Source organism: Microcoleus sp. T3_B1 (assembly GCF_036700445.1).
In the GTDB taxonomy this organism is placed as follows: Bacteria; Cyanobacteriota; Cyanobacteriia; order Cyanobacteriales; family Microcoleaceae; genus Microcoleus.
This window is the reverse complement of the sequence record NZ_JAUBOX010000100.1, coordinates 1-23,313: the sequence shown is the minus strand read 5'-3', so window position 1 is coordinate 23,313 and position 23,313 is coordinate 1. Positions and strand designations below refer to the sequence as shown.

The 23,313-nt window shown below is 46.2% G+C and carries 15 protein-coding genes and 1 pseudogene; 3 read left to right on the top strand and 13 right to left on the bottom strand.

All coding sequences use genetic code 11. The features are described 5' to 3' along the window. The 10 genes from QT990_RS31695 to QT990_RS31650 form a co-directional block, all read right to left on the bottom strand. Positions 1 to 2,118: DUF4347 domain-containing protein (locus QT990_RS31695; RefSeq protein ID WP_333466199.1), on the bottom strand; the 2,118-nt coding region annotated here is incomplete at its 3' end. 116 nt (positions 2,119 to 2,234) lie between these two features. Then, on the bottom strand, positions 2,235 to 2,453 hold the full coding sequence (locus tag QT990_RS31690; RefSeq protein WP_333466198.1) for a sulfotransferase: 219 nt from the start codon (positions 2,451 to 2,453) through the stop codon (positions 2,235 to 2,237). A 579-nt stretch (positions 2,454 to 3,032) separates the two neighbouring features. Then, entirely contained in the window at positions 3,033 to 3,932 is a 900-nt protein-coding gene (locus QT990_RS31685) for an ABC transporter ATP-binding protein (protein ID WP_333239505.1), read from the bottom strand. A gap of 296 nt (positions 3,933 to 4,228) precedes the next feature. Beyond that, positions 4,229 to 5,002: an ABC transporter permease gene (locus tag QT990_RS31680; RefSeq protein WP_333146501.1), complete on the bottom strand. Its 774-nt coding sequence runs from the start codon at positions 5,000 to 5,002 to the stop codon at positions 4,229 to 4,231. A gap of 264 nt (positions 5,003 to 5,266) precedes the next feature. Then, the gene (locus QT990_RS31675; protein WP_333466197.1) at positions 5,267 to 6,331 is read right to left on the bottom strand and encodes a hypothetical protein; all 1,065 of its coding nucleotides are present in this window, start codon (positions 6,329 to 6,331) and stop codon (positions 5,267 to 5,269) included. A 997-nt stretch (positions 6,332 to 7,328) separates the two neighbouring features. After that, on the bottom strand, positions 7,329 to 8,297 hold the full coding sequence (locus QT990_RS31670; RefSeq protein ID WP_333466196.1) for a hypothetical protein: 969 nt from the start codon (positions 8,295 to 8,297) through the stop codon (positions 7,329 to 7,331). Between the two features lie 12 nt (positions 8,298 to 8,309). Continuing rightward, entirely contained in the window at positions 8,310 to 9,920 is a 1,611-nt protein-coding gene (gene abc-f / locus QT990_RS31665; protein WP_333146495.1) for a ribosomal protection-like ABC-F family protein, read from the bottom strand. Positions 9,921 to 10,633: 713 nt separating this feature from the next. Further along, positions 10,634 to 11,659: an ABC transporter permease gene (locus QT990_RS31660; RefSeq protein ID WP_333146494.1), complete on the bottom strand. Its 1,026-nt coding sequence runs from the start codon at positions 11,657 to 11,659 to the stop codon at positions 10,634 to 10,636. A 244-nt stretch (positions 11,660 to 11,903) separates the two neighbouring features. Next, on the bottom strand, positions 11,904 to 12,248 hold the full coding sequence (locus tag QT990_RS31655; protein ID WP_333146493.1) for a hypothetical protein: 345 nt from the start codon (positions 12,246 to 12,248) through the stop codon (positions 11,904 to 11,906). A gap of 310 nt (positions 12,249 to 12,558) precedes the next feature. Beyond that, a complete protein-coding gene (locus tag QT990_RS31650; protein ID WP_333146491.1) occupies positions 12,559 to 12,792 on the bottom strand; it encodes a hypothetical protein in 234 nt (77 codons plus the stop codon). Positions 12,793 to 13,021: 229 nt separating this feature from the next. Here QT990_RS31650 and QT990_RS31645 point away from each other — a divergent pair, with 229 nt between their 5' ends. Then, positions 13,022 to 16,435, top strand: coding sequence for a PAS domain S-box protein (locus tag QT990_RS31645; protein ID WP_333466195.1), 3,414 nt, complete (start codon positions 13,022 to 13,024; stop codon positions 16,433 to 16,435). Between the two features lie 160 nt (positions 16,436 to 16,595). Here QT990_RS31645 and QT990_RS31640 read toward each other — a convergent pair whose 3' ends face one another. Further along, positions 16,596 to 17,873, bottom strand: coding sequence for a tetratricopeptide repeat protein (locus QT990_RS31640; RefSeq protein ID WP_333466194.1), 1,278 nt, complete (start codon positions 17,871 to 17,873; stop codon positions 16,596 to 16,598). Between the two features lie 82 nt (positions 17,874 to 17,955). Between QT990_RS31640 and QT990_RS31635 the strand changes: the two are divergent. Beyond that, positions 17,956 to 18,141, top strand: a pseudogene (locus tag QT990_RS31635) (ATP-binding protein); the annotation flags it as partial. A gap of 257 nt (positions 18,142 to 18,398) precedes the next feature. Here the strand turns inward: QT990_RS31635 and QT990_RS31630 are convergent. Beyond that, complete coding sequence (locus tag QT990_RS31630; protein ID WP_333146483.1) at positions 18,399 to 19,466, bottom strand: ABC transporter permease; 1,068 nt, start codon at positions 19,464 to 19,466, stop codon at positions 18,399 to 18,401. Positions 19,467 to 19,563: 97 nt separating this feature from the next. After that, entirely contained in the window at positions 19,564 to 20,697 is a 1,134-nt protein-coding gene (locus tag QT990_RS31625) for an AI-2E family transporter (protein ID WP_333146480.1), read from the bottom strand. Positions 20,698 to 21,210: 513 nt separating this feature from the next. Between QT990_RS31625 and QT990_RS31620 the strand changes: the two genes are divergently transcribed. Then, on the top strand, positions 21,211 to 22,998 hold the full coding sequence (locus QT990_RS31620) for an efflux RND transporter periplasmic adaptor subunit (protein WP_333146478.1): 1,788 nt from the start codon (positions 21,211 to 21,213) through the stop codon (positions 22,996 to 22,998). The last annotated feature ends 315 nt before the right edge of the window (positions 22,999 to 23,313 follow it).

Below are 23,313 nucleotides of genomic sequence, written 5' to 3'. Positions count from 1 at the left end.
TACCTTCAAATTCCCCACATCCGCCGTTGCAGGTGTGCCACCAAAGATGCCTGTTGCGGCATTAAATGTTAACCAAGCCGGTAAAGCGGTTCCGTCTTCCTTTGTCGCGGTGTAAGTTAACGGGTCATTTTCAGCATCGGTAAATGTACTCGCTGGTACTGTGTAATTGAATGCTGTGTTCACCGTAACTGATTTATCGGTAATTGCACTAGCTACAACTGGAGCGGTATTTTTAGTGAAGGTAACTTGGTTATCTGTACTGGTACTGGCTGCTGTGTTAGGATTCCCAGCTAGATCCGTAACTGCATTGGCATTAATACTAGCGATCGCAGTACCCGCTTGAGTCATGCCACTGACTGCCACATTGTAAGTTGTACCACCTCCTGTCACCTCGGTGGTAGTGGGTCCGGCGGTACCACTGAGAGTAACTTTCGTCTTATCAAACCCCGTCACCGGTTCACTAAATTCAACGGTGTAGTTAATCAGGGTATTTGCCGTCGGGTCGGCTTGACTACTTCCTTGGTTAATCGTGACAGTGGGGGCGATACCATCAATAACTAAGGCTTTACTCCCTCCCAGGGATAGGGCTGAACCCAAGGTGGGGAGGGTTAATATAGCATTAAGTCCCCCAATATCTTGAATCGTGCCGCCATTGAGGGTGAGGGCATTTATGGTCAGAGATTCTAGGTCAAGGGACTCGTCTCCCGCTTGGACAATATAGTCAAAAGTGAGGGTTTTACCGCCGGTACCACTGCTGTAGGTAGCATATTGGTCGGTAGTTCCGGTTTCCAGTTGCAGTTGAGGTTTGCCCACGACAGTAACAGGGACATCAAATTCCGCGGTAATGCTAATGGTTTGGCCAATACCATAGAGACCATCTAGGGTAGTGGAGGTGACACGGGTGATGGTTGGAGAGCGATCGCGCAGAAAAATGTCACGAGAGCTGTTAGTGTCCCCTGTCACCAGGTTGGAGGCATCAGACTCAAACACCACATAACGCCCATCGGCTGAGATACTGGGCTGATAGGATTGGCTATTTCCCTCAGCAGCAGCGGAGTCAAGGGAGAGGCGGGTGGTGGTGTTCGTCTGTGTATCTCGCAGGAAAATGTCAGGCCTGCTGTTATTGTCCCCTGTCACCAGGTTGGAGGCAAAAGACTCAAACACCACATAACGCCCATCGGCTGAGATCCTGGGATTAGAGGATTGGTTATTTCCCTCAGCAGCAGCGGAGTCAAGGGAGAGGCGGGTGGTGATGTTCGTCTGTGTATCTCGCAGGAAAATGTCACGAGAGCTGTTAGTGTCCCCTGTCACCAGGTTGGAGGCAAAAGACTCAAACACCACATAACGCCCATCGGGTGAGATTCTGGGATTACTGGAGTCGCTATTTCCCTGAGCAGCAGCGGAGTCAAGGGAGAGGCGGGTGGTGGTGTTCGTCAGTGTATCTCGCAGGAAAATGTCACTATTACCGTTAGTGTCCCCTGTCACCAGGTTGGAGGCATTAGACTCAAACACCACATAACGCCCATCGGCTGAGATTCTGGGATTAAGGGAGGAGCTATTTCCCTCAGCAGCAGCGGAGTCAAGGGAGAGGCGGGTGGTAATACCAAGGGTGTGGGCGTAGGAAGCCAGAACCTTTGCTGTGAAAGGGAGCTGTGGTGCTTCTGGGGAGGGGGGAATTTGGTGAGAGAGTTCCCAGGTCCCCCCCTTGGTGGCACTTCCGGTGGGGTTGGGGTTGGCCGCGATGTTTGCGCCTGTGAGTTGGTGTAATTTTTCGATAAATTCAGCCCCCGCGTCTCCCGCCGCAACGGAACACCCATAGAGGAGAATCTGGCTTGCTGTTAGTCCCCATTGTTGCAGTTGGTTCGCGTATAGGCTCAGAGTATCGAGACTCAGTTGGGTATTACCGAGATAGAGGATACCCGGAGCCCCGTGTGAAAGGATATGTATCGCTTCAATATCTTTTTGATTGGCTAAGGCGTTTGTAATTTGTGCGATGCCGCTCGAATTTTCATTTAAAATGAAAATTCGAGCGGCATCGATACCTTGGAGCAGGCTTTGATAATTCTGTACAGAAGAGTCTACGAAAATAATTTGCTTGTTCATGTTTGGTACGTTCATAATTGCTGAAATCCTTTATATCTATCGTTTACATCCAAGTCTGGCCGGGCTTGAAACCCCCGCCTCAAAGCTCAAGTCCTCTTGCATAGGACTGAAGAATTTATTAGTCTTATTGCTCAAATCAATCGAGCTGTAAAATTGTTAGCCCGTTCCCCTTTTTCACGGGAAATAAACGTGGAAAACTGATTGTCTTCGCTCATGGCTTCCAACATTCTCTCCACTAATCCCCCGACTGGGCTAGTCATAGCAGCGTGAAAGCGGGGATTTTGTCGTAGTAATGCACCCAGTAAAGTAGAGCCTGAGCGGGGTAGTCCTGATATGAAGTGGGCTTTCACTGGCCTCGTGGGGGAATGGATTTCTATAACATTAGATGCAACCTAAATGTATCATACCACAGACATATCTTTTATAGCCTATCTTTATTTAACATTTCGCAACACAACATCCAGGTTTACGATATCTTTACAATCTAGACATCGTGGGTTGGCTTTCCCCTATCTCTATCGTTGCTTAGGGCCCCTGCCTCTGTAAAGTCGGAAAAGTCGGATCATAAAGTCGGAAAAGTCGGATCTTTGCCATGAGGACATAATTTAGACCTCCCTCAGAGGCTGTGGCTATGAGGCTTTATTTGTTTTAGCGGAATTTTATTGGCTATTTTGCCAGACAGCATTAAGGTTGACGATATCTTTAGAATCTAGACATCGCCCTTGTTAATTACTCTGGAATTTTTGACCGCAGATGGTGGCGGATATACGCGAATGGACGCAGATGAATTTAGTTTAGTCTTGGACGCACGGGTGGCCAGAAACCGGGTTTTTGCGAAAATACTGCATTAGAGGCTTCAGATTCGGTAAAAAACCCGGTTTCTTTGGTTTTTGAAGCGCACCGGGCGGATATACGGAGATGGACGCGGATTAGGATACAGTTTGTTTAGTCACTTCTACATAAATATGTTCTAACCGCACCGGATACCGAGCAATTGAATCAATAGAAATCCCGTCGAACAGCAAAATAATTTCTTTTAATTCTAAACGTTCCGGCAGCCAAAAAGCTAAATCGCTACCGTAGCGGCGGGGAATGAAACTGTATTGTTTAGCGCGGGCGATGACTTCAGCTTCTTCGTCGGTTTTTACCACGATAATTTCTTGAGCAGGAATCAGTTTTTGCAACTCCTCCAAACTGCCCTCGGCCACAATACTGCCATTTTTCAAAATCCCAATTCTCTGACACAGCCGCTCAGCTTCATCCAACAAATGAGTTGTCAGCAAAATTGTAATTCCTTCCGATTGCAAGCGCTGGATTAACTCCCAAATTTCGTAGCGAGCCTCAATATCTAAACCCGTTGTCGGTTCATCTAAAATTACTAATTTAGGCTGGTGTACCAAAGCCACCGCAATATTCAAACGGCGCTGCATTCCTCCGCTCAAAGTTTCCACAGGGCTTGTAGCTCTATCTGTCAAATTAACTGCTTTCAAACAGTGTCTTACTTGATAGCGCCGCTGCTTGCGCTCTAAGCCGTAAATTTGAGCAAAAAAATTGAGGTTTTCTTCGCAGCTAAGGCTTTTGTAAAGCAAATTTTCTTGGGGCGCTACACCTATTAAGGATTTTGTAGCTTCGGAAACAGGTTCGCCATTAATAGAAACTTTGCCACTGTCGGCATTTAGCAAATTACATAAAATATTGATAGTTGTAGTTTTGCCCGCCCCGTTTGGCCCCAGCAAACCGTAAATTTCTCCAGCTTGAATGTGCAGTGTTAAATCTTTAAGCACTGAACGCTCGCCGTAAGACTTATTTAACTTTTCAATTTGCAGCACTGCTTTAATTCTCCGTATTATTTTATATATTTACGGTTGTTTCTGAACGATTAAACCGCAGAGGGCGCAGAGGGCGCAGAGTCAGAGAAGAGAGAGATGAATAATTAGGACATAATGCAATACGGTTCAGATAAGACTGATCCCCCCTAGCCAAGAGGGCGGGCACGGGGGCACCGCCCCTACGAAGGGGGGGACAAGAAGTTGCTCAAAGTCCCCCAACAATCAGGGGGATTTAGGGGGATCTCCGGGGAATTAACAGTGTTAACTGAACTGTATTGCGACATAATGAGATAGTTTCAAAGTCTTCTTTCTACTCTCAGCATCCTGCGGTAAGAAAGCCATCCACCTGCAATCATGGCAATAGAAAATATGAATAAATACCAGAAGTGTTCGGAAATATCAGCCAAATCTTTGCCGTCAGCCCACACGCCCATAAGCGCTTCGTTCATGTGATAGATTGGATTGTACTGGGCGAGTTCCAGCAGACTTTTGGGAAACAGCGAAGTAGGCAAAAATGCGCCTCCTAAAATCAACAAAGGAACGCCGAAAGCCGCTACTAGCGAGTTGACATCTTCAGTGCGCCTCGCAAACTGGGTGCCGAGAATAAAGCCTACACCTACATAAGATACAATACTGAGCAGAATAATCGCAGATCCTAACAGAATAGAGCCTTGAAATTGTGCTCCTAAACAAGAGGCGATCGTATATACTAAAATCACCTGACCGATGCCGATGCAACTGTGAGCCAGGAAAATTCCTAAAAAGTAGGAAGTGCCGCTCAGCGGGGAAATAAACAAGCGTTTGAGGGTATGCTGTTCTCGCTCTGCTACTACGGTTGCTACGCTACCACCGAGACAGCTAAAAAATAAAGCCGCTCCTACTAAGCTTGCAGGTGCAGCAGTTTCAAAGGCTTTTGCTGTGCTGAGATTAGCGCGTTCTTTTAAAATTAAACCGTTAATTAGCAAGATAGAAACTGGAAAAATACTCCACAAGACTAAGCTGCGTCGCCGCCTCCCCAATTCAATTAAAATTCGCTGTGCTACTGCGAGCGTTTCGTACCAGTATTTCATAAGAAATCTATTAGTATTGTGAGAATTGGGAATTGGTAATGACGCCACCGCATATCATACCATAGAGATGCCAATAAGTTTAACTCTCAATAAAAAACCCGCCGACGCGGGTTTTGATTTTAGGGGGATAGGTTTTAACACCAGTAAAAAACAAGAATGGAACTGTAACAACTTCTAAACCCATATCGAATAAGTTAGTCCCAATTCTTTAATCGAAAATCGAAAATCGAAAATGGTAGAAATTGTCGCCCTCTGTCGTTGCTCTCAATTAATACTAAAGTTCTTACCTCTGTAGCATCCTTGAAAAGAAGTTAAACTGGTGCCGTTTTTCTGTTCCAATTTAGTCACGAGGGAAGAAGTATTGGAACTTTCAGCGGTAGCACCCCACTTGTAGATAAAGTCGCCGAGATTGTCTCCGGTTTCTTCGTAGCTGTGCTCTTCAATTGGAATTCCCGAAACTCCTGAAACAGTTTGGTTGTGGTATCCGTTAACAATGATTTTTTCGATAACGGCCCCCGGTTCTGCGGTAATGTTCCACTGCACGGGTTCATAAGCTGAAAGTGCGAGAATTATGGGCTTGTTTCGGCGTTCTACTTTGACTTCGATCCTCTCCGAGGGCTTCGCTAACGCACTTTTTGATAAATCTCGGTTCTTGTGATCCGCATTAGCTTCGTAAACGCCTATTAAATGAAGTTCTTTGTTTCCGCTTGAGGAACCGATATAAGCTGAAAAATCGTCGGAACCGTCAAGCCCGCAGTTGGCGCCAGAACTAATTGGGGAAATAAAAGCTGTTTTTTCGGCTATTTTCTGCTGCACTGCCGGTACTACCCACAATCCGGTTCCGATGCCTAAAGCACCTATCAAAGCAGCCGCGATACCGAAAGGAAGGGCATTTGTGAGGTTGCGAACAACTGGTTTTGCTGTTAGTTGAGATAGCGTTTGCTGCCAAGTTTCACCAGTTTGTCGATCGGCATTCCCGCCATCGAGACAGGCCAATAAACCTAAACTTTCCGGCTGTTCGAGCAGACTTTGAACTGTTTTCCCTTCACCGACGTAGAGATTTCTAGTTTCGGTGTCTAAAAGCAGCCAGTAGCGATCGCCCTCGCCGAGGTTGTACTCTTGTACCGCAGGATCGACTAAATCGTGCTGCAAAAACACCAGCCAAGCCATATTATTGCCAGTGCCGACTGTTTTGCCATCGCTGGATATCAGTTGGTCGATGTCGGGTTCCCAGCGCCAAGCTACCCAGCGACTATCTCCTCGATAGCCGAGGGATTTTTCTAGTTGCGGATGAGCGGTTATTTCTAAGCGTTGAACTAAGTTTGACACTCTTATGTCCTCCTCAAGTGCGTTAGCGAAGCCCGCCCCTACGGGGGCTACGCCAACGCAGAGGATCGGGTCTAGAGCAATTTTGTTCCAATTTATTAAAACAAATATTTTGCTCATGAAGAGCCTCCGAATAATCGGGTTAATTTTGTCTTGCTAATGTTATCAGCCGGTACTTTCCAAACCACACTGGCTTAACAAAAATATGCCTGTTTAATGGTTTAGCTTGAGAACTTGGAGCTGGCGAGCACCCGCCTGGTAATAATTTTAACCTGTGCTGTTGACACTCCCTAGCCTAAAGGCGTAGGGATTCTTAATTCATCGACTGACCTTTAAGCGCTATGTCCTTTCGGCAATCTTTAAACTTTTCAACCGTGCAATTACACCAATTGACGAGCCTAATTCACAGCAACCCCAGAGGGTCTATCTCCAAAAGCGTACTAGGATACGAACCTAGAGTTCGGGTATGCCCTACCCTACTTAACAAATGAACTAAATTATTTGTTTTCTGGTAAAGAGAATGCGTCGATCCTCTAGCTGTTTTAAGAGTTTTCGCTGCTCTCGGTCCAACAATTTATGCCTAAAAGTGTGTCTCCGTTTCACGATGGCAAAGGAGTTTAACCTTGACTGTTCTAGTCTAGCACAAATACAAGAAATTTCCGGATTTTTAGGAATGGATTTAAGAAATTAAAGCCGTCCTAGAAGGACGGGGTTTTAAACCCTATTTTCTGATAACTAATCCTGTTACGGATTGAAGCTGGCTATCTATCACTGCTTCTACCTGGTTGGCCAGTTTTGAAAGAGTGCTTAGCTAATAGCGTCTACAAGTTCTTAGCTTAACTTTTATTTCGCTATTCTGCTACAAAATATGCCGATCGCACCTAAGAGCAATATTACGCAGGCAAATAAATATTCCGGCTTTCTCGCGGGTGAAATATCCCTTAAAAAGAGAACGTTTCCGAGAAACCCGGTTTCTGTAAAAGTTCTGACACTTCGCCTATTACTGGCGGGGGCCATCAATCGCCTCTCTAGTCGGTGCAAGACCTCCGGGGCTAAAGGAACTCGGCGGCACTCTCGGAAGATTGAGATTGCGATTTGGAACTAAATCGCTGTTGCTGTCACCAGCAGTTCCACCCGTGGGAGACGCACTGTTATTGGGATTGGTACTCGGTGAACTTCCCGGATTGAGATTATTGGGATTGGTATTCGGCGAAGTTCCCAGATTGGGATTATTGGGAGTGGTATAGGGCGAACTTCCCGGATTGAGATTATTGGGATTGGTACTCGGTGAAGTTCCCAGATTGGGATTATTGGGATTGGTACTCGGTGAACTTCCCGGATTGAGATTATTGGGATTGGTACTCGGTGAACTTCCCGGATTGGCATTGGGAGTACCTGCGGGCGAAGTTCCCGGATTGGCATTGTTGGGATTGGTATTCGGCGAAGTTCCCGGATTGGCATTGTTGGGATTGGTATTCGGCGAAGTTCCCGGATTGGCATTGTTGGGATTGTTGGGATTTGCCGTGCCTGCAGGAGTAGTTATCGGGGTGCCGGCAGCATCTCTGGTGATGGCGTTGGGGTTCGGGGGAGGAGGCGGAGGAGTGGCTGCATTGGGGTTATTTGCAGGAGCATTGCCCGGAGCAGTGTTTTGGGGAGCAGCATTGCTGCCGCACAAGCTGACTAAATCAAAAGTTGTGCCACCTCGGGTTTCGATGAAACAAACCGGTACATTTACTTGGGGGTTTGAGGCTCTGGGAAAATCGGCTGTTCCCGGCATGGGACGGCTAAAGGCAGCTTCAGCCATCAGTGGGGTCAAGGCCGCCGATAGAGCGGCGATTGTTCGCAATAATCTCATCAGCGTTTCCTCAAATGTTGAACTGTGTTTGATCCAGTATTGCCCAGAAACTAGAAATTGTCTTCTTCCCAAAATAGGAGCTTTGGCTACTCCTGCTGATGTAGGCTGCGCCACTGAGCTTCAGAATTAAGACATTTGCATCTCAAGTAATTCCTGATGATAACGTTCCAACTCATGCGGTTGATGGATCAGCGGCTGAAGTTGGCCATTGTGGAGTTGGTAGGCTTGTGTGATTCCAATGCGGCTGAGAAAGTCGAGGTCGTGGGAAATGACCCAGAGGGCGCTCTGAAACTCATTGACTCCATCAACAATCTGATTCACTGTTTCCAAATCCAAATTATTTGTTGGCTCATCTAAAATGAGCAAATCAATTTGAGAAATGCCGATCGCAGCCAGCCCTAATCTGGCTAACTCACCGCCGCTTAAGGCAGATGCAGGCTTGTTCACCTCATCATTAAAAAATAGAAAATTTCCTAATTGCTGTCGCAGCAATTGATAGTCTAAGTTTGGGTTTGCCATTTGCATATTTTCTAGGACTGTCCGAGAGCGCTCGACAATTTCATAGCTTTGATCGAGATATACCCATTTTAGGGCAGATTTTATGGCAATTTCACCGGATTCTAAAATTGCTGGAGTTCGCTCCATTCCTAGAAGGGCTTGAGCTAAACAGGATTTTCCTGAGCCGTTCTTTCCCGTAATAGCAATGCGCGAGTCTGACGATACATGAAGCTGAATGTTTTTGAGTAATCGGCGCTCTCCTAATCTTAAATCAGCACCTTGAATATCGATTAAATTTTTGTGTTTTTGACTGCATTCTTCTAATTTAATCCGGGTTGTTTTCGTCGTTCTGATTTTGGTTGCGGTAACTTGATTAGTTGCTTTTTCTACGGCTAGGTCATGTTTTTTCTTAGCACTTCCTGCCATTACTTCAGCTTGTCGCTTCAACGCACCAGCGAGAATTTTCGGAATGCTGTCGGCACGTTTGCGACCTTGTTGGCGAGATTGGGCTGCTCGTTGTTGTTCCTGAGATGCTGATGTTTGCGCTCGCTTTAGTTCTTTTCGCGCTACTTCGTGGGCGCGTAACGCGGCTTGATGCTCGATTTCTTTTTGCGATAGATAGAAGGAGTAGTTCCCACCGTAAACCTTTAACTCCGCTGGCGTTAATTCCCAAATCGTATCGACGGTGCGATCGAGAAAAAACGGCTTGTGCGAGACAATAACGAAAGCACCAGAAAATTCTTGCAGTGCTGTCTGCAACTGTTCCAGGGTTAACAGGTCTAAATGATTTGTTGGCTCATCTAACAACAGAATATCAGGCTGCTTCGATAGAGCGATCGCCAAGCAAAGTTTCGTCAGTTCTCCACCGCTCACTGTGCCCAGAGCCTGAGATAGCGAGACTTCCGAGGCAAACTTCTCTTCTAGCAACGTCGTCACCCTCCACCATTCATCCGAATGAGAAGCGATCCAGTCCAGTACCAATTCATTCGATGCAGACAGATTGAGGGTACTGACTTGAGGCAGATAGTAAAAACTACCTGTCCTCGCGACTGTGCCAATCTGCGGGATTAGTTGTCCCGCAAGTAGCTTGAGCAAGGTCGATTTACCACTGCCGTTGCGACCGACTAAGCCAATGCGCGAGCCTTCATGAATCGCCACAGTGATATCTGCGAACAAAGTCCGTGTGGGTGCGACTTCGCAGGTCAAATTAGCTGCGTTGAGAATTGCTTTCTTTTGCATATTTCTTCTCCATCTTGGTTTGCTGAGCCGTCCTCGTAGTGCTGGACGCTCGATCGCAGTACGATCGAGAGGTCGCTACCCAATTCAAATCTCTGGATTTCGTAGTTTTTAAAGCACAGAGCGTTGAAAATCGATCGGGATGGGTTAGCAACCAGCAGTTAGCTTCATGGCAGTAAGAATTGACAAAAGTACAATAAATTACAGTATATTACACGAGTTTTACGTTGTCAAGCCACAGATGTTTTGAATTCTGCGGTACAAGGGATACAGTCTTGGACGCAAGGAATCTATTTTGACACCATCTGTAGTGGTAAGGCGCGGACTTTACACCATACTGGCTCTTCCTTAGTTACTGTGCTAATTTATCTGAAAATAATGGCATAAATTTTTATATAGCAAAAATTTATGGTCTTGTTTTAGTTGATTTTAGCCGTTTTTCTTAGTCAAAAATAGGTTGATTTTAAACTACTTAAACCAATAGTTTTGAACAGTAAGGAAGAGCCAGTATGGTGTATGATGTCCGGTCAATTACCCGTAATAAAAAGGCTAATTGACCGGACATCATATAATAACAACTATAGCGGTTCTCAAGCGTTGTGAGGTATGGGGGCGAGTCCTATGCCTATGCCCTATGCCCTATGCCCTATGCCCTATGCCCTATGCCCTATGCCCGCGAGAGCACCTCATGTTACTGAGAAAGGCTATAACTTCCTTTAATACCGAATTCGCGGGTCAACGTAAGCGTTCAAAATATCAATTACAATGCTGGCAATTACGACAATTGCCGCAAAAAACACCACAATACCTTGAACAGTTGGATAATCCCGCAAGCTAATCGCTTCGTAAAGACGATTTGCCAACCCCGGCCAAGAAAAAGTAACCTCTGTTAAAATAGCACCGCCCAACAGTGCAGCAAAAGTCAATCCTAAGACAGTAATCACCGGAATTAGTGCATTTTTTAGAGCGTGAGCCCATAAAATCTGCAATTCGGGAATGCCTCTAGCTCTCGCTGCTTCGACATAATCTGCTTGCAAAGTTTGCTTGAGATTCACTCTGACAATGCGCTCGAAAATGCCGCTCAAAAGAATGCCCAAGGTCAAACTCGGAAGTGCCAAATAATGCAAAGATGTGAGAAACTGACCAGGGTTAGCGCTCAGGAGACTGTCAATAGTGTATAGTCCTGTGTAGCCTTCGGGGGCGGGGAATGTCACGGGAAAGCGAGTTCCCAAGGGAAACCATCCTAACTGCACCGCGAAAATTAATTGCAAAACCATACCGGCCCAAAAAGCCGGCAGCGAGTAAGTGATAATGCCAAACAAACGGCCGACAGCATCGAAAATAGTGTTAGGGCGGGATGCTGCTAAGGAACCGATACTGATGCCGACAATTAAAGCTATGGCCATGCTACAAACTGCTAATTCCACTGTAGCGGGGAAATAATCTCCGATAATTTGCCACACGGTTTGTCCGCGAGTGGTGATTGAGGTTCCCAAGTTCAGACTGAATAAGTCTGTCATGTATTTGAAATATTGCTGCCACAGGGGGGCGTCGAGGCCGAGTTGGGTTCGCATTGCTTCTTTGGCGGCTGCGGGAGCTCGTGAGCCGAGAATGGCATCTATGGGGTCGCCCGGAGTGGCCCGCAACAATAAAAATACTGCTGTGGTGATTGTCCACAACATTAGGGGTGCCAGAAGCAAGCGGACAATAATATAAGATTGCAGGGCTTTGGAACGAGACATAATATTTAGGAATTGTGAAGAAATCAGTCATTAGTCATTAGTCATTAGTCATTAGTCATTAGTCATTAGTCATTAGTCATTAGTCATTAGTCATCAGGCAGGTGGATGATGGATGATGGAAGAAACAGATATTTTATATCTGCGACTTCTGTGTCGCGAATCAGGGGAATTGGGAATTGCGAATAGACAGTTGAGTGGATTTTTGCGAAAAAGTCGATCGACTTTTTCGCAATTGGCGATTTTCCTATTCGCCCAGCAGCGATTCAAAGGCGGCTTGCAAAGACTTGATATCGCCTACTCTGGCTACTAACAAGTTTTCGCTGCCGGCATCCTCCAGCCTGTGTCTCCAATACTGGATGCTATCAGAGTTGTTCATCCAGAAACTAATCACGGTGTCTACAACTCGATCGACATCCCAGCCGCGGTTAGGAGAAACTGTCTCTACGGATGCCACAAACGCATCGAGAGTGCACTTCCGGTTTGCCAAGTATTCTACACCGGACGGCTGCTTTTGTTGCAGCAATTCCTGCTGCTGGGTAAAAAATGTTAAAGTTGGAGATACGCCCAGGATTTCAAATGTATAGTTCATGTCATCCTCCAGAAGTATTATTTTGCCAAAATATCGAGCGTCCAAAAAAGCCAAAAACGCTTTACTTTGCTGGCGTTGATTAAATGCAGATGCTTTAATTATCCTCTTTGTAGTCGATGGCTTACGCCCCGCTACGCTACGGGATTTTGGCGGCTTATCTTATTAATAGCAAATTTTTTAACAGCCGATTGTCACCTACTTTACATTTGTCCTCGCACTGTAGAAAAAATTAAAATCTAATTTTTATTAAGCAGGCGTAAGGACGACAATGGCCACCCGGAGAAAGTGAGCTTATTTTAGATTTTAAATTTTAGATTAAAAAATTGAATAATTGGCAATGACTGATGACAACCAGGGTGGGGAGCACGGGCCTAAAGTTCCTTTTTTTACGGGGTGTGACTTTTTGACCGGGAGTCAGCAGAGCGATCGCCACATTCAGGCAAGTAGTGGCATGATTAATATTACAATTTTTTACAGTATCGGTGGAAACCTCAGCCCCGTTTTGATCTGCCAGCCACTGCACTTCACTATTTGTGTACAGCATTGTAACTTATATCGAGGGTTCTTTTAACTGAGATATTGCACCATTCTCGCTTAACAGGCTTTTGGGCCTGTTCCACAAGAAAATTCACTCTTTGTGGAACAGGCCCAAAAGCCTGTTCATAAAAAGCTAATTGAGAATGGTGCAACATTTCAGTTTAAGCGACAAACGATACACAAACCTGGTAGGTGTGACAATATTAATGTTATTGAAAAGTCTGAGCAGTTGTGTGATGAAAAGCTCGCCCAAGATGTCACTGAGCCTTGTTTTGTTGATACCGCTGGTGGTGCAAATCTCCGTAGCAGTCGGCGTGACTGGATGGCTGTCGTTTCGCAACGGCCAGAAAGCCGTCAATGACCTTGCTACGAGGTTAAGCTTGGAAGTTGCAGCGAGAACTAAAGAAAATTTCCGCAGTTTTGGGGATGTGTCTCATTTATTCCTGCAAATGAATACTGCTGCGATCGCCTCTGGAAACTTAGACCCGGAAGACTTCCCCAACTTAGAGCGCTATTTGTGGAACCAGACCAAGCTGAGCGATCGAAATACAACCATCTACTACGGCGACGAACAGGGCAGATTCGTCTTGCTTAAGCGAGAAGCAGAACACTTAGTATACATCAGAGACGAATCAACGGCTCCAAACCGCGAAATTTATCGCCTGGACAGCCAAGGAAATCGCACTGAGCTAATCAAAACCGTCCCCTATGACCCCCGTACTAGACCGTGGTATAAAGCTGCCAAACAGTCAGGAAAAGCCACTTGGTCTCCCATCTACCCCTTCGCAGCCTCGCCCGTGCTGGGCATTACGCCGGTGATGCCCATCTACAGCCAAACGGGCAGCCTGCAGGGGGTACTGGCCATTGACCTGACTCTTTCTCAAATCAGCGATTTTCTCAAAAGCATCAAAATTAGCCCGTCAGGCCAAGTTTTTGCGATCGAACGTAGCGGTGAAATAGTCGCCAGTTCCACAGACGAATTGCCCTTTGTCACTGACAAAGACGGACAAAAACGGCTGTTGGCGACACAGAGCAAAAATTTGCTAATTCGATCGGCTTCCAGATACTTGCAACAACGATTTGGTAGTTTTGAACAAATTAACAGCCAAGGACAGTTTACCTTCGAGATAGACGGCAAACGTCAATTCATTACCGTTGCTCCCCTGCAAGACGGCCGCGGCCTCGATTGGCTGATTGTAATCGCAATCCCGGAAGCAGACTTTATGGAGCAAATTAACGCCAACACTCGCACAACTATCTTATTGTGCTTTTTTGCGTTCGTAGTGGCGATCGTCCTCGGAATTTTCACCTCTCGCTGGGTTGTCAAACCGATTAGCCGATTGCTGGAAGCTTCCAAAGCTTTAACAAAAATTTCGGCATCATCCGACTTCACATCCTCGGAATTAGACGGCGAAGTCGAAGTCAAAGGCGTCAAAGAGATCGGCCTCCTAGCTCAGTCTTTCAACCAAATGGCCAGACAATTGCGATCGTCTTTTGTTGCCCTAGAACAAACCAACTCTAGTTTAGAACAGCGAGTAGCAGAGCGGACTGCCGAACTCGAAGCCGCAGAAGCAGAATTGCGGGCTTTGTTTGCAGCTATGAACGAATTAATTATAGTTCTCGACGGCAGCGGTCGCTATTTAAAAATCGCCCCCACAAATCTTTCTCTGCTCTACAAACCAATCGAAGAATTAGTGGGCAAAACACTCACAGAGGTGTTTCCGCAAGCTAGAGCCGACAATTTTCTCAACCACCTCCGAGCAGCTTTAGATACTCGGCAAACTGTCAGTATCGAGTACAATTTAACCATTGACGACCGCGAAGTTTGTTTTGCCGCCAGCATTTCACCGCTTTCAGAAGAATCCGTCATTGTGGTAGCCCGCGACATTACCGAACAGAAGCGAGCCGAATCGGCGCGACGCCAAAGGCAAAAACAATTGCTCAAACAAAATACGGTTTTGGTAGAATTGGCAAGAAATAAAGCGCTGTATCGAGGCGATTTGCAAGTAGCTTTGAGGCAAATCACCGAAGCAGCAGCTCATACGCTACAGACAGAAAAAGCCGGCGCGTGGTTGTACGATGAAAGCCGATCGAAACTGCAATGTCTCGACCAATTTCACCGCAGCAGCGAACAGCATTCCCAAGGCGCCGAGCTCGCAGCAGCAGACTATCCAGCTTATTTTAAAGCTTTGGAAGAACATCGGACGATCGCAGCCGAGGACGCTCTCTCAGATATTAGAACCAGAGAATTTGGGGAATCTTACTTTGCAAAAGTGGGTACTACATCAACCTTAGATGCGCCAGTGCGACTCGGCGGACAAACAGTGGGAGTCATCTGTATCGAACAAGTGGGAACTCCTCGTAACTGGACATTAGAAGAACAAAATTTTGCTGCTTCCCTGGCAGATTTGGTATCATTGGCGATCGAAGCCAGCGAGCGCGATCGTACACAAAGCGCTTTGCGTCAAGCAGAACAAAAATATCGTAGCATCTTTGAAAATGCCGTCGAAGGCATTTTTCAAAGAACCCCCGAAGGCCATTTCTTGAGCGTAAATCCAGCTTTAGCCCGCATCTATGGCTACGCCACTCCCGAAGAATTGACATCAAATCTCACCAACATCAAACAGCAAGCTTACGTCAATCCTCAGCAGGGCGACAAGTTTATGCGCGTGATGGAAGAATTCGGAGAAGTTTCGGGGTTTGAGTCACAAGTTTACCGCGTTGACGGCAAGGTAATTTGGATTTCCGAAAGCGCGCGTGCAGTGTGTGACGCCAACGGCCAGGTACTCTACTATGAAGGCAGCGTCGAGGATATTAGCGATCGAAAAGTCTTTGAATCCGCCTTGCAACTCGCCCTAGAAGCAGCCGAAGCCGCTTCCACCGCAAAAAGCGCATTTTTAGCAAACATGAGCCACGAACTGCGAACACCTCTGAATGCCATCATCGGCTACAGCGAAATGCTCCAAGAAGAAACCGCAGAATTGGGCTACGATGAACTCACCCCAGATTTAGACAAAATTCGCACTTCCGGCCGACACTTGCTATCGCTCATTAACGACATTCTCGACATTTCTAAAATCGAAGCCGGCCGCATGGATCTTTACTTAGAAACCTTCAACATCGCCGCCTTGATTGAAGAAGTAGCATCCACCGCCGCGCCGCTAATTGAAAAGAACGGCAACACTCTCAACTTGCACAAAATTACTAATATCGGCACGATGCACGGTGACATTACCAAAGTGCAGCAGATTTTATTAAATTTGCTGAGCAATGCCGCCAAATTCACTCAAAACGGTACAATTACCCTCACCGCCAGCCGAGAAAAAATCGCGGGCGACAGCAGCGAAGCAAAACAAGAAAACACTGCGGAACCTGCCACAATTTCTCAATCTTCAATTGCTAGTAAAGAATTTTTAGTTATTAATTGTACAGATACAGGAATTGGGATGACTCCAGAGCAGTTGCAGCACATTTTCCAACCCTTTACCCAAGCAGACGCTTCCACCACGCGCAAGTACGGCGGCACCGGTTTGGGACTAGCCATCAGCCAACGTTTTTGTCTAATGATGGGCGGCAATATTTCCGTAAAAAGTCAGGAGGGTGTTGGTTCTACTTTTACGATCTGGTTGCCAGTTAATCTGCAAAATTAGGATGGATGGCACACGCAGCATTCAATTTCAGAAAAAAAGAATGCTGGCGCACCTTACAAAAGAAGTTTCCCTAAAAAAAGGGGAATACAAACCAAGTAGGGAAACTAAAAGTAAACATAACCTTGTGTTTAGGTTTGATTTTTTACTTTTATCTTACTCATTACGGCTGTGTACTTGGGTTAGATTCTCCATTCACCACCCCCGTAGTATCTATCTGATCGGCGAAATCTTGTTTTCCAGTTTCAATAAACCATTTATACTGCTCAAGCGTTTCGGGACGAGCACTCTCCAAACACATTTTTCTCCAGCGGGATGCCTCTTTTGTATCTTTTTTTTCTTCCAGAACATCTTCTAGCAAGCAATAAGCCATCCCTCCACCGAGCTGTTTTCCTTCAATTGCTTGGTCAATAGCAACTGCTTGTCTGATTTCTTTTTCAGCCGCTTGATACTGTTTTTGTTTGAGCAGTATCCAGCCCAAGTTTAGATGTAGTTCATAATTGAGTTGAGCATCTTCTTTCCTCACCCGTTGTACTCCCATCCGCAGTAAAGTTTCAGCGGTAACTCTATCGTTTTTACTAATATAAACGCGACCTAAATTATTAAAGGCGCGAGCCTCCCCTAGATTTAACACTTTTTCATATTCCTTCCTCGCTAAATCTATAGCTCCTAAAGATTCGTAGATTTGTCCCAAGGCAATTGGAATCTCCCAATTATTGGGGTTTATTTTGGCCGCTTGCTCGTATTTGCCTTTGGCTTTTTCCAGTAAACCTCTTTCGTAGAGTTTTTTTCCTTCTCGATAGTTCCAGTCACCAATCCGAGGTAAAGAGTTATAGACTCCCACAGAAGCCAACAATAACATTGCGGTAATTCCCAAGGTTGCTTGACTGTGAAACTGGGGAGAAATATTGAGTTTTTGGAGCAGATTTTTAATCTTTTCTTGTCCTGTGTCCTGCAAGGTGTGGATTACCGTCAGAAGTAACCCTCCTTGTCCCAGCAGGCCAAAGGTCTCAGCGAAGCTGATTCCTCCCGTGGAAAAGAGTTGAACGAAGGTTGTCATATAGGCCCCTACCGCCGTCAATCCCGCGATTGTCAGCCCGTTGAACAACCAATCTAAGCGATTTGAGGGGGAAACTTCCTCCTCGGAAGTCGGTTCGAGGAACCACCACCAAGCTTCTGGGGAGGGGTGAAATGTAGCTCGCCATTCTGCTAATTTTGCTCCTCGGGCGATCGCATCGGCTTGTTGTTTCAGGAAGTTGTCCAATTCGAGTAGTTTAGCCAAACTTTCCACAGAAAGCTGGGTTTTCTCGCTGAGTGCTTCTTTGATGGCATCGCGAGTAACTAAAATATGGAGAATGGCTATTTCTGAGGGTTCAGACTTTGCCAATTTTAGGTGAGCGAGAGCATCAGTATATTGAGCTAAGGCAAGTTCTAATTTCACGATCGGACTTGAATAATTAGTAGATTCCTGAAAAAAGTTTACCGCAAATTGCAGGTATATACTTTAAGATAATTGTAGCCCACAGTTGCAGCACATTTTCCAACCCTTTACCCAAGCAGACGCTTCTACCACGCGCAAGTACGGTGGCACCGCTTTGGGACTAGCCATTAGCCAGCCTTTTTGCCTAATGATCGGTGGCAATATTTCCGTAAAAAGTCAGGAGGGTGTGGGTTCGACTTTTACCATTTGCTTACCTGTTAATCCTTAACTAATCTTGGTATTTTTGAGCTATCCTTGTATTACCAAATCTCGTAGGGGCGGGTTCACCAACAATCTTTGGTTCACATCCAAAATATTCATAAACCCGCCCCCACCAAACCAATTAAGCCTGATTGCGGAACAAGTTTTTGAGTATCTGCGATGGGTGGGGGCGGGTTTTTTAGTTCTGGGAATTGATGATATAAATTTGGGTGAACCCGCCCCTACAAAAATTTGAATTCCCCATTACCAATTACCCAGTCCCAATTACCTTTGAATGCTTCTCGGATCGAGAGCATCCCGCAACCCATCCCCCAATAAATTAAACGCCAAAACTGTCAAAATAATCAGTGTTGCCGGAGGCCAAACCAACCAAGGTTGCAACACTAAAATTGAAGCATTAGTAGACAGGGATAGCAAATTTCCCCAAGAAGGATCTGGCTGTTGAATTCCCAAGCCAATTAAACTCAAAACCGACTCCGCCACAATAAAACCCGGAACCGACAAAGTAGCAGAAATAATTACATAAGTAGCAGTTTGTGGCAAAACGTGGCGGACAATAATATAAATTGGATTGGCCCCCATTGCCCGTGCCGCTTGCACGAATTCTAGCTGTTTAATTGATAGTACCTGACCGCGAATTACCCGCGCCAAACCCGCCCAACTGATAAATGAAGTAATCAGCACAATCAATATAAATCGCTGAGCACTTGTCAATCCCGGCGGCAATACTGCTGCTAGCGCTACTAATAAATAAAGACCAGGAATCGTCATTAATACTTCGGCAAAGCGCATTAATATACTGTCAATCCAACTGCCGAAATAACCCGATATTCCTCCGATAAACAATCCCAACGGGAAAGAAATTGCTATTCCTACTAAACCGATGCTGAGGCTAATTCTGCTGCCGTGTACTAAGCGACTGAATTGATCGCGAGCTTGTTCGTCCGTCCCTAAAAGGTTAATTTGGCCTTCTCCTGTAGTACCAAACAAGTGCCTCTCTAATGGCAAAAATCCTAAAAATTTATAGGGGGAACCTTTGACAAATAAACTGACAGCAGAGGGCTTGCCCCAGTCTACAATTACCTCACGAGCGCCGGTATTCGCATCCACTGGGCCCTGAGTAGTCGGATAAACGTGGGGCCCGATAAATCGCCCGTCTTGGGTGGTTAAATAAATCTGAGTCGGCGGCAGCAATGAACCGTTTAATTTAGAGTCGTAGGGGTCGTAAGGTGCCACAAATTCGGCCAAAAGCGCGACTGTATAAAAAATTAACAGTAGCACGGCTCCCAACCGAGCTAGAGGATTGTTTCTAAGATTTTGCCACCATTTCATAAGTTTTGAAATTGGGAATTGTTGACTGTTGACTGTTGACTGTTGACTGTTGACTAACTACAGGACTTACGCAAGTAAAATGCACAGTGTACACCTGCTACTTTTGTTCATCTGCAACCAAGATTATTCTAGTCTCATCTTCTGGTATTTTCCCCAATTCTTCGCCGCTAAAAGGATTGTAGAAAAACGAGCCTGTTTGGGGCGGTAATTTGGGATTGAGTACAATTTCTACTATACTTTTTACTACTCCAGTGAGCGGAATTGCCAGGATAACTCCCAACAATCCTCCCACTCTACCTCCTAACAGCAAAGCTGTGAAAATAATTACCGGGCTCAATCCGGTGAGATTGCCCATGATTCGGGGAGCTACTAAATTATCCTTGATTTGCTGGAGACCGATCGCCACTACCAACACTTGCAGCGCCAGCCACCAATCAATAAACGCTACAATTATACTAACAGTGCCAATTCCCAAAGTTGCTCCAATAAACGGAATTATTTCCGTCAATCCTATAAATACCGCAAACAACAGAAAAAACGGAACTCGCAGCCACCAAAAAGCCAGAGTCAACGAGATGGCCATCAATAGTCCCAGCAATAACTGTCCCGATACAAACCGCTGGAGGTTTCGCTGCAAAGTCTCTGTTAAAACATAGCGAATTTCTGGGGAAAAAATGCTGGTCAAACCCTGCCACACTCTTTGCCCGTCTAGGAGCATATAAAAGGAAATCACCACAATAAAAATTAAGTCCAAAAACCAGTTAACAGTACCTACAACTAAGCCTAAACCCGTACCGGCGAGCGCCTGGACTTGTCCCTGGACTCTCGCTGACAGTTGCTGCTCCAATATTTGCACGTCAAACGGTAAATTGCGATCCGCACTCCAGGCTTGAAATTCACCTAGCTGCTGCCGCCCCGACTCCAGCAATTCCGGGAACCTCACGCCCAACTGGCTGGCTTGGTTGAACACCGGCGGCACAATAGTTAAACCGATTACTACTAATATCACACCCGCAGTTAAATAAACCAGCCCCGCCGCCACTCCCCGTGGCAAAAATACTTCCAGTCTTTTTACTGCATAATTTAATAAAAATGCAATCAGTCCCGCTGTTACTAAAATGCTGACCAGTTCCCCAACGTAACTGACAGCAGTCAGGGTAAACCATCCCGTCACTAGCACTAGCAGCCAAGTAATTAGAAACTGTTGGAGGGGAGAAAAAAGAGTATTCATTTTGATTTTTTTTAAATAAAGTGGCACAAATTTTTCAGCAGATGTGCCGTATTATACAATAAACACATTAGAGTATATAGCAATCCTTGCAGGAGTCGTAAATTTTTGACCCCACCCCAACCCTCCCCTTATCAAGGGGAGGGAGTAAGAAATTCACAAATGATGCGAGGATTGCTATAGATTAGGAATAATCAGTTCAAGATTAGACTGAGTTTTCTCAGCATTGATAGATAGGTGACGGCCAAGCCACTTGGGGAGAGACAATGCCAGCCCGATCGACCCCACGCTCGGAAATCACGCTAATATTCAGTAGGCCCCACAGGCAGATCAAATTAAAGGTCGATCGCACAAACTCCGATCTATTCGCAATTGTAAGGTGAAACGGCGCCACACTCACCCAAAAGGGGGACGCGGGATTGCTGAGGCTATCCGCTAAAATGAATCCAATATAAAAACCGCAATCTTTCTTTACAATAAAAAAACCAAAGGCTAATAGCGGCGAGAGGAACTACCGTGACCAATCAAGTTTTTTCAGAAGCGGAAGAAAAGCAACCCCTTCCCCCCGTGGAGAGCGGGCACGACAGGATCTCAGCAGTGGATGTAGCTGGAAGTGAAGTCTCAGACAACTCTCGCTGGCAATTCTCCGGTGAGGATGATGAACGAGAAGTTGCGCTGGAAGCTCCAGAAATCGAGGCGGAACAGGTTTGGGAACCAGAAGCAACTGAAGTTGGGCCCCGCAAAGAAATCAGGTGGCCTGCCTTGTTGGCGGGCGCAGGGATTGGTGTTGCTGCAACGTTGCTAGCAGTAAACTTGACTGGGGCCAAGCAGAGTTCACCTGCGGCAGTTCCAATTCCATCGGCAACTCAGCAGGCGACGGATCAAACTGTGACAGTCGCGCCTGTGGAATCTGCCGAGGTGGGTGAAACTTTGGAAGCAACAGGCACCGTGGCAGCCTATGACTTGCTGCCGGTGCTACCACAAGCCAACGGTTTGCAAATCAAGCAGGTGTTGGTGGCGGAGGGAGATGTGGTAGAAAAAGGTCAGACGATGGCGGTTTTGGACGATTCGGTGCTACGATCGCAAATTGCCGAAGCGCTGGCAGGAGTACAATCGGCCAATTCTACGGTAGAACAAGCCGAAGCTCAGGTACAGCAAGCCGAGTCAGCTCAACAAGAAGCCCAAGCCGGCGTGGCTCAAGCCCAAGCTGGCGTTGAAAAAGCCATCGCTGACGCAGCGCAAGCCAGAACAGGCGTCGGGCAGGCAAGGGCCGGTGTGGAACAAGCTAAAGCCGGTGTCACTCAAGCTAAAGCCGGCATTGCCTCCGCTCAGGCTAAATTAGATCAAGCTCAAAGAGAAGTAAATCGCACCCAAGATTTGGCTACTCAGGGAGTAATAAGTCAGCAAGATTTGGAAAGGCGAAAGACGGAACGGCAGACTGCTGTTCAAGACTTGAACAAAGCTAAAGCTGACTTGAATACAGCTTTGGAAGAACAGAATAAAGCAGCGGAAGAAGTGCAATCTTCTATTGCTAAAGTAGCTACTGCTGAAGCTAATATCAGTACGGCTAGAGCGGCTCTCGCCAGCGCTCGTGCTAAAGTGAATACTGCAGGAGCGAGTGTCAGCAGTGCCAGAGCAAATGTCGGAAATAACGCAGCAAGTGTCCGCAGCAATGATGCACAAGTCAAACAGTTACAAACTCAATTAGAACAAACTATTGTTCGAGCGCCGGATAGTGGCACTGTGGCTGAAAGAATTGGTCGAGTTGGCGATGTTTCTTCGGGAAGTCAAAAACTATTTTCGATTATTCGGGGAAACAAGCTGGAACTACAATTGAAAGTACCGGAAACTCAGATTTCGCAAGTGCGGCCGGGAACAGCAGTGCAAATTACTTCGGATTCTGACAAGCGGATTAAGTTGTCAGGAACTGTACGAGAGATTTCGCCGGTAGTTGACCCGCAAAATCGGCAAGCTACGGTGAAGATTGATTTGCCGGCAAGCGAGTTTTTGCGATCGGGAATGTTTTTGCGCGCATCGATTTCGACGGCAAAGGCTCAAGGTTTGAAAGTCCCCGCTAAAGCTATTGTGCCGCAATCTGACGGCAGTTCTATTGTTTACAAACTTGTCGGCCAGGACAAGGTGCAGGCTCAACCGGTGGAAGTCGGGGAAATTTCGGGGGGTGCAGTGGGCGATTTGACTGCTGCTAAGGTGGTGGTTAAAAAGGGTTTGAAGGCGGGCGATCGCGTGGTTGTTACTGGGGCTGGTTTTCTTAAGGATGGCGATCGGGTTAAGGTTGGGAAATAGTTATTGGTTATGGGTTATTTTGAGATTCTTGCCTTTTTTTTACCGCAGATGAAGGCAGATAAACGCCGATGAACGCAGATAACCACTGCCAATATTTCGATTACGCACGTCTACGGGGATTGCATAATTAAAGCGATGATATTGAGGTTAATCACCCCCTGATAGTGGATCTACTGATAACCAATCGTGGCTATAGAACTCATTTAGGATCTTAGCTCATACTCATTTTTTATGAGATCCCGTAGAATCTGATCCCCCCTAACCCCCCTTAATAAGGGGGGGACAAGATTCTTCTCAAAGTCAACCCCTACTCCC

Bases quoted from the DNA above. Each gene is read 5' to 3' on its own strand.
- QT990_RS31680 (WP_333146501.1), bottom strand. From the start codon at position 5,002: ATGAAATACTGGTACGAAACGCTCGCAGTAGCACAGCGAATTTTAATT.
- abc-f (WP_333146495.1), bottom strand. From the start codon at position 9,920: ATGCAAAAGAAAGCAATTCTCAACGCAGCTAATTTGACCTGCGAAGTC.
- QT990_RS31660 (WP_333146494.1), bottom strand. From the start codon at position 11,659: ATGTCTCGTTCCAAAGCCCTGCAATCTTATATTATTGTCCGCTTGCTT.
- QT990_RS31655 (WP_333146493.1), bottom strand. From the start codon at position 12,248: ATGAACTATACATTTGAAATCCTGGGCGTATCTCCAACTTTAACATTT.
- QT990_RS31650 (WP_333146491.1), bottom strand. From the start codon at position 12,792: ATGCTGTACACAAATAGTGAAGTGCAGTGGCTGGCAGATCAAAACGGG.
- QT990_RS31645 (WP_333466195.1), top strand. From the start codon at position 13,022: ATGAAAAGCTCGCCCAAGATGTCACTGAGCCTTGTTTTGTTGATACCG.
- QT990_RS31630 (WP_333146483.1), bottom strand. From the start codon at position 19,466: ATGAAATGGTGGCAAAATCTTAGAAACAATCCTCTAGCTCGGTTGGGA.
- QT990_RS31625 (WP_333146480.1), bottom strand. From the start codon at position 20,697: ATGAATACTCTTTTTTCTCCCCTCCAACAGTTTCTAATTACTTGGCTG.